A 6991-nucleotide genomic window follows, 5' to 3' on the forward strand; every position below is an offset into this window, starting at 1 on the left:
ATTACCACAGGGAGGAATACGGGCTTTATGAACAGCGCAAAACTTTTCGTCATTGAATACACCCTTCATGGCTCCCCCAAGTCATTCATCATCCGCCTGGAGAAGATGGACAACGCGGAAGCCTGGCATTGGGCAAGTTGCGATGCGGGCGTGGGGAGGATTCCCCGATTCGGCCGGGAGAAGGTGCAAAAGACCAGCAAACCGATGGCGGAAAAGTTCGGCGTCGAAAATGTCACGTGGCGGCCGGCGAGTTAAAAAAGTCGAGTCCGATCATTTAACAAACAACACGATCCGTAGCAGCTGGCGGAGCCTGCGTCCGGCTGCGAAGCAGTCGTAAATGGAGCATTCTTCGCCGTGTTCATGGTGCTTGGCGCAGGCTTCGCAGCAATAGTGTTTGCCGTGGCGGGCGATGGGATGCTCGCCCAGCTTGCACGAGCATTTGGGGCAATCGCATTTATCGTCACTGCTGATCATGAGTCGGACTCCATTGGTGTGGTCGTCGGGGTGCCGCAAACGCGGCCCGTCTTACCAGTGTAGGAGTTTGTGTCAGGCCTGCCGCGTGCTGCTGCGATACATAAACACCAACGCCAGTCCCAGGCACACCATCGCCACGATCCGGTTGTTCGACAAGTCGATGGCCGGATTGCCCAGCCAGCCGAAATTGTCGATCAGCATGCCCATGCCCAGTTGCCCGACAATCACGGCCACGGTCGCCACCGCCGTCCCCACCCTGGGCACTGCGCCGACCATGACCATCATGTACACCACGCCGAACAGCGCGCCACTGAGCTGCCATTTCGGCACGTCCAGCAAGCTCATGGCCTGCGCCGGCTCGAAAAACAGAATCAGCAACCCGGTGACCACCGCCCCCACCACGAAGGTCAGCAAACTGCTGCGCAACACGCCGACCGTTTCGCCCAGACGGCCATTGATCGCCGCCTGCACACTCAACACCGCACCGGCCGCGACGATCACGGCCAACAAAATAATCAGACTCATCATCAACCCCGAGCGATCAGAACAAGTGCCACGACAATCAGCAACAGCGCCAGCCAGCGTTCACCGTTGACCTTTTTGCGGCTGGTGCCGAACCAGCCGAAGTGGTCGATCAGCACGCTTTTGCCGACCTGCCCGCAGAGGATTGCGATCATCGTCATCGCAATGCCAATGTGCGGCGTGGCCAGGGTCAGCACCACCACATAGATCGGCCCGAGAAAGCCGCCGATCAATTGCCAGCGCGGCAACGTGTTCAACGCCGGACCCTTTTGTGGGCCGCTGAACAACAGAAGCAAAAACAGGATCGCCGAGCCGACACCGAAGATGCTCAACGTCGCCCACAAATGCCCGACCTGAACCCCGAGCGGCCCGAGCAAACCGGCCTCCACAGAAAGGCCCATGCCGGCCAGGATCACCAGCGGTAGCAGCAACAGCCGCAGGCCGGGTTTGGTCGCGGGAGTGACCGCGATGTCGGTTGAAGAAGCTTGCATTAAGGAAACCTGCCTGTAGGAACAATGGCCGGCATTATCAAGTAGCGATGCTTTGCGATAAATGGGAGCATCCTGACAACACTTTTGCGCATCTCGCACAATAGGAACCATCATGCACGGCCTCAATGAACTGGGATTCAAGGCACTTCGGCTGTTTGTCGCGGTGCTCGATCACGGCAGTTTTTCCGAAGTGGCGCGGCGCGAAGGTCTGGCGCCCTCTTCGATTTCCCGGCAGATCCAGTTGATGGAACAGGCCCTGAGCCAGCAATTGCTCTACCGCCACACCCGCGCCGTCACCCCCACCGAAGCCGGACGCATGCTCGGTCTTCATGCGCGCTTGGTGCTGGTGCAACTGGAGGAAGCCGAGCAAGCCTTGCAAGAACAGCAAAGCGAACCCAGCGGACTGGTGCGGATCAACGCCCCGGTGGTGTTCGGCCAACGCCATCTGACGCCGTGGCTGGGGCAATTGTGCGAGCGTTTTCCCAAGCTTCAGTTGGATATTCAGCAAACCGACCACTACATCGATCCGCTGCAAGAAGGCGCCGACCTGCTGTTTCGCATCGGGCCGCTGCACGACTCCAGCATGCAGGCGCGGATCCTCGCGCCGCACCGGTTTCAAGTCGCCGCCAGTCCGGTCTACCTCAAACGCCACGGCACGCCGCAACGTCCTGAAGACCTGTCGGCGCATCAATGCCTGGCCTACAAAGGCGCGACCGGTCAGCAACGTTGGTTTTTCCGCAAGGATCAGCCGGACTGGACGCCCTACTCGGTCAAAGGGCCGATCACCGGCAACCACGCCGACACCCTGGTTCAGGCCGCCAAACAAGGTCTGGGGCTGGTGATGTTTCCGTCGTGGCTGATCGGTGAGGCGGTGCACGAAGGCACGCTGGTGCCGGTGCTTGGCGACTTTCAGGTCTCCAACAGCCTTGAGCCGCAGCAGATTGCCGTGCTGTGGCCGGGCAGCCGACGGTTATCGGTGAAGGTGCGTACAGTAATCGACTTCTTCGTCGAATGCTTTGGCGCGGTGCCGTACTGGGACAGGCCGTAGCGGCTGGTTATCCCTGTGTGAGAATCTCCCACAGGGGGGGCATCGACGTTCACAGACTTTATGTCCGACACAAAGCCACTGTAGGAGCTGGCTTGCCAGCGAAGACGGCGGCACATCCAGCATGAATGTGGCTGACCCACCGCTTTCGCGAGCAGGCTCGCTCCCACATTAGAGAATCATCGCCGCCACCCAACCAAACGCCAGCAGCGGCAGGTTGTAGTGCAGGAAGGTCGGGACCACGGTGTCCCAGATGTGGTGGTGCTGGCCGTCGATGTTCAAACCCGAGGTCGGGCCCAGGGTAGAGTCGGAGGCTGGCGAACCGGCGTCACCCAAGGCGCCGGCGGTGCCGACGATGCACACGATGGCCAGCGGGCTGAACCCCAACTGCACGCACAGCGGCACGAAAATCGCCGCCAGGATCGGCACGGTGGAGAATGACGAACCAATGCCCATGGTCACCAGCAAGCCCACCAGCAACATCAACAGTGCGCCGATGCCTTTGCTGTGGTTGATCCACGAGGCCGAGGACTCCACCAGCGTCTGTACCTGACCGGTGGCTTTCATCACTTCGGCAAACCCGGACGCGGCGATCATGATGAAGCCGATCATCGCCATCATCTTCATGCCTTCGGTGAACAGGTCGTCGGTTTCACGCCATTTCACAATGCCCGACACCGAGAAAATCAGGAACCCGACCAAGGCACCGATGATCATCGAGTCCAGCAGCAACTGAATAACGAAGGCCGCCACGATGGCCACGCCAGCCACCATCAGGCTCAGTGGGTTGTACTGCACCGCGACCTGTTCGACTTGCTCGATTTTTTCCAGGTCGTAGACGCGTTTCTTGCGGTAGCTGAAAAACGCCACCGCCAGGCCGAACACCATGCCCAGCGCCGGGATGCCCATGGCGTGGGTGACGTTGATGCCGCTGATGTCCACGCCGCTGCGGGCGACGTTGGCCAGCAGAATCTCGTTGAGGAAGATGTTGCCGAAACCCACCGGCAGGAACATGTACGGGGTGATCAGACCGAAGGTCATGACGCAGGCGATCAACCGGCGATCCAGCTGCAGCTTGGTCAGCACGTATAAAAGCGGCGGCACCAGCAACGGGATGAACGCGATATGTATCGGCAGAATGTTCTGCGAAGCGATGGCCACCACCCCGAGCAAGCCAATCAACAGCCACTTGACCTGACCGCCACCGCTGGCATGTTGCCGATCCACCATCGCCAGCGCTTTGTCCGCCAAGGCATGGGCCATGCCGGACTTGGCAATTGCCACCGCGAACGCCCCGAGCAAGGCATAGGACAACGCCACCGTCGCCCCGCCGCCAAGGCCGCTGTTGAAGGCTTTAAGCGTGGCGTCGATGCCCAGGCCGCCGGTCAGGCCACCCACCAGCGCACCGACAATCAGCGCAATCACGACATGCACGCGGGACAGGCTGAGGATCAGCATGATGCCGACCGCAGCAATTACAGCATTAATCATCGTTACCTCTAGGCACGCGAAATGAACTCAGCCGGCAGTCAGTAGCGCCGCCAGCGGAGTAGAGAATAGGTTTTATTAGAGGGCGCGCACTGTGCCGCAGCATCATGGCCTTGTCAAAGCTGGCGATGCCCCTGTGGGAGTGAGCCTGCTCGCGATAGCGGTGTATCAGACAACACTTATATCGACTGACACTGCGTCATCGCGAGCAGGCTCGCTCCCACAGGTTTGATGGTGGGTTGTGGATTGGGGTCAGCGCTTGGGGAGTTCGATGACTACCTTCAACCCGCCCCACTCGCTCTCTTCCAACCGCAACACCCCACCCCACGCGTCGACGATGTCGCGCACAATCCCCAGCCCCAACCCGTGCCCATCAGTCTGTTCATCCAGGCGCGTACCGCGACTGAACACCTGTGCACGCTGGTCTTCGGGAATCCCCGGTCCATCATCTTCAACGCTCAACTCAAACCCGTCCGCCGTCTCGACCACACTCAAGCGAACCTCGGCATCCGCCCATTTACAGGCGTTGTCCAGCAGGTTGCCAAGCAGCTCAAGCAAATCCTCGCGGTCCCACGGCAACTGCAAACCGGGCGGGGCACGGTAGCTGAGCGCCAGGTGCTCGCCGTGAATCATGTTCAGCGTCGCCAACAACCCCGGCAGTTCGTCATCAACATCAAACAACGCCCCTGGCAACGCGTCGCCGGACAATCGGGCGCGGTTGAGTTCGCGATTGAGGCGCTGCTGGACTTGCTCCAGCTGCGCCTGAATCACCTTGCGCAACTCCGGGTGAGCGTCGAGTTTTTCGCTTGAAGCCAGGCTCAACAACACCGCCAGCGGGGTTTTCAAGGCGTGACCGAGGTTGCCCAAGGCATTGCGCGAACGCTTGAGGCTGTCTTCGGTGTGAGCGAGCAAATGGTTGATCTGCGCCACCAGCGGCTCAAGCTCGATCGGCACCTGATCATCCAGTTGTGAGCGCTGGCCTTGCTGCAACTGGGCGATCTGCTCGCGGGCCTTTTCCAGCGGACGCAAGGCACGCCGAACGGTGAAGCGTTGCAGCAGCAAAATCAGCAGCAGCCCGGCCAGTCCCAACCCCAGCCCCACTTGCTGCATGCGCTTGAAGCTTTCGCGCACCGGGGTGTAGTCCTGCGCAACGCTGATGGAAATCGACTGGCCGAGGCGCCGATAGTCTGAACGCAACACCAGCAATTGCTGCCCCTCCGGCCCCAGTTGCAGGTTGCTGTGCAAGCCGGGGTGCTCAAGCCGAGGCAGTTCCTGATCCCACAGCGAACGAGAGCGCCAATGATGATCGTCGAAGTCGATGCGAAAGTAGTGCCCGGAAAACGGTCGCTGGTAGGCCGGCGCCAAGTGCCGCTCCTCCAGCTGCAACCCTTGCGGCCCGCGTACCATTGCCACCAGCAGGTTTTCGCTGTCGTTGCGCAAACCGGCTTCGAGGTAGCGCTGCAAGCCAATTTCGAACAACCACAGACTGGTTTGTGCCAGCACCAGGCCGACGACGACCATGACGCTGATCAGTCCCAGGCTCAAACTGCGCTGGATCGACCTCACTGAGCGGCCCCACCGAACAGGTAACCCTGACCGCGACGGGTTTCGATCACGCTACGCCCCAGTTTTCGTCGCAGGTGGTTGACGTGAACTTCCAGCACATTGGAATCGCGCTCGGTTTCACCGTCGTAAAGGTGTTCAGCGAGGTGGCTTTTGGAAAGGATCTGTTCGGGGTGCAGCATGAAATAGCGCAGCAGGCGAAACTCGGCGGCGGTGAGCTGGATGTCGGCGCCGTCGCGGGTCACGCACTGGCGACCTTCATCCAGGTGCAGCCCGGCAGCCTTGAGCGTCGGTTGATTCACCTGGCCGTGGGAGCGACGCAGCAGCGCCTGAATCCGCAGGTGCAATTCTTCCGGATGAAAAGGCTTGGTCAGGTAGTCGTCGGCACCGGCCTTGAGGCCTTCGATGCGCTCGGCCCAGGAACCGCGCGCCGTGAGGATCAGCACTGGCACCATCAGGCCTGCGGCGCGCCATTGCGTCAGCACTTCAAGCCCCGGTAAACCGGGCAGTCCCAGATCGAGGATGATCAGGTCATAAGGCTCGCTGCTGCCCTGATACACCGCGTCGCGACCGTCGGCCAGCCAATCCACGGCGTAACCCTGCCGGTTGAGGCCGGCCATCAGTTCGTCGGCCAGCGGCACGTGGTCTTCCACCAGCAGCAATCGCATCGATCAATCTTCCTTGTCTTTCAGTAAACGGCCGGTCGTGGCCTCGATGTCCAGTTCACGGACCACGCCTTCGGGGGTCAGCAGCTCGACTTCATAAATGTAGACGTCGTGCTTTTCTTCAAGCTCGGCTTCCAGCAGTTTGGCGCCGGGATAGCGACCCAGGGCCTGCTGCAGCAATTGCTCCAGCGGCAGGATCACCCCTTGTTGACGCAGACGCAGGGCTTCGTCCTGATCCAGATCGCGGGCCAGGACCGCCGAGCAAAACGCCAAAAGCACCAGCGCCATGCATGAAAATAAACGCACCTTCATTACGTATCCTGATGACCCTTGAGAACCTGGCCGCTGACAGCGTCTAATTTGTTCATGGGTGTCTCCGTCTTTCGTGTTGCTTACGGGTAGCACCTTAGCGATCTGATCTTAATTGAAACTGAATTGCCATCATTGGAACACCACACAAACCCTGTGGGAGCGAGCCTGCTCGCGATGGCGGACTTATATTTAACATTGATGGTGACTGATACACCGCTATCGCGAGCAGGCTCGCTCCCACAGGTTTGATGGTGGGTTGTGGATTGGGGTCAGCGCTTGGGGAGTTCGATGACTACCTTCAACCCGCCCCACTCGCTCTCTTCCAACCGCAACACCCCACCCCACGCGTCGACGATGTCGCGCACAATCCCCAGCCCCAACCCGTGCCCATCAGTCTGTTCATCCAGGCGCGTACCGCGACTGAACACCTG

10 protein-coding genes are annotated in these 6991 nt (G+C 60.2%); 2 read left to right on the plus strand and 8 right to left on the minus strand.

What is annotated here, in order from left to right:
• The first annotated feature begins 27 nt into the window (after positions 1-27).
• The gene (locus AC1DSG_RS14020) at positions 28-255 is read left to right on the plus strand and encodes a DUF6555 family protein (RefSeq protein ID WP_477791422.1); all 228 of its coding nucleotides are present in this window, start codon (positions 28-30) and stop codon (positions 253-255) included.
• Between the two features lie 15 nt (positions 256-270).
• Here the strand turns inward: AC1DSG_RS14020 and AC1DSG_RS14025 are convergent, their stop codons facing one another.
• The 3 genes from AC1DSG_RS14025 to AC1DSG_RS14035 form a co-directional block, all read right to left on the minus strand.
• Positions 271-474, minus strand: a complete 204-nt coding sequence (locus tag AC1DSG_RS14025) for a metallothionein (protein WP_477791423.1) — start codon at positions 472-474, stop codon at positions 271-273.
• A gap of 72 nt (positions 475-546) precedes the next feature.
• Complete coding sequence (locus AC1DSG_RS14030) at positions 547-1002, minus strand: DMT family transporter (RefSeq protein ID WP_477791424.1); 456 nt, start codon at positions 1000-1002, stop codon at positions 547-549.
• The gene (locus AC1DSG_RS14035) at positions 1002-1487 is read right to left on the minus strand and encodes a DMT family transporter (RefSeq protein ID WP_477791425.1); all 486 of its coding nucleotides are present in this window, start codon (positions 1485-1487) and stop codon (positions 1002-1004) included. The genes AC1DSG_RS14030 and AC1DSG_RS14035 overlap by 1 nt, the downstream gene beginning before the upstream one ends.
• A 112-nt stretch (positions 1488-1599) precedes the next feature.
• On the opposite strand from AC1DSG_RS14035, the gene AC1DSG_RS14040 reads away from it, so the two are divergent.
• Entirely contained in the window at positions 1600-2535 is a 936-nt protein-coding gene (locus AC1DSG_RS14040; protein ID WP_477791426.1) for a LysR family transcriptional regulator, read from the plus strand.
• 168 nt (positions 2536-2703) lie between these two features.
• Here the strand turns inward: AC1DSG_RS14040 and AC1DSG_RS14045 are convergent, their stop codons facing one another.
• The 5 genes from AC1DSG_RS14045 to AC1DSG_RS14065 all read right to left on the minus strand — a co-directional run.
• Complete coding sequence (locus AC1DSG_RS14045; RefSeq protein WP_477791430.1) at positions 2704-4020, minus strand: Na+/H+ antiporter family protein; 1317 nt, start codon at positions 4018-4020, stop codon at positions 2704-2706.
• Between the two features lie 252 nt (positions 4021-4272).
• Positions 4273-5586: a sensor histidine kinase gene (locus AC1DSG_RS14050; protein WP_477791427.1), complete on the minus strand. Its 1314-nt coding sequence runs from the start codon at positions 5584-5586 to the stop codon at positions 4273-4275.
• Positions 5583-6251: a response regulator transcription factor gene (locus AC1DSG_RS14055; RefSeq protein ID WP_477791428.1), complete on the minus strand. Its 669-nt coding sequence runs from the start codon at positions 6249-6251 to the stop codon at positions 5583-5585. The genes AC1DSG_RS14050 and AC1DSG_RS14055 overlap by 4 nt, the downstream gene beginning before the upstream one ends.
• 3 nt (positions 6252-6254) lie before the next feature.
• Positions 6255-6560, minus strand: a complete 306-nt coding sequence (locus AC1DSG_RS14060) for a PepSY domain-containing protein (RefSeq protein ID WP_477791429.1) — start codon at positions 6558-6560, stop codon at positions 6255-6257.
• Between the two features lie 269 nt (positions 6561-6829).
• Positions 6830-6991, minus strand: a 162-nt coding sequence (locus AC1DSG_RS14065; protein WP_477791431.1) for an ATP-binding protein, incomplete at its 5' end; no start/stop codon positions are given.

The sequence above is a fragment of the Pseudomonas sp. P5_A12 genome, assembly GCF_056400685.1.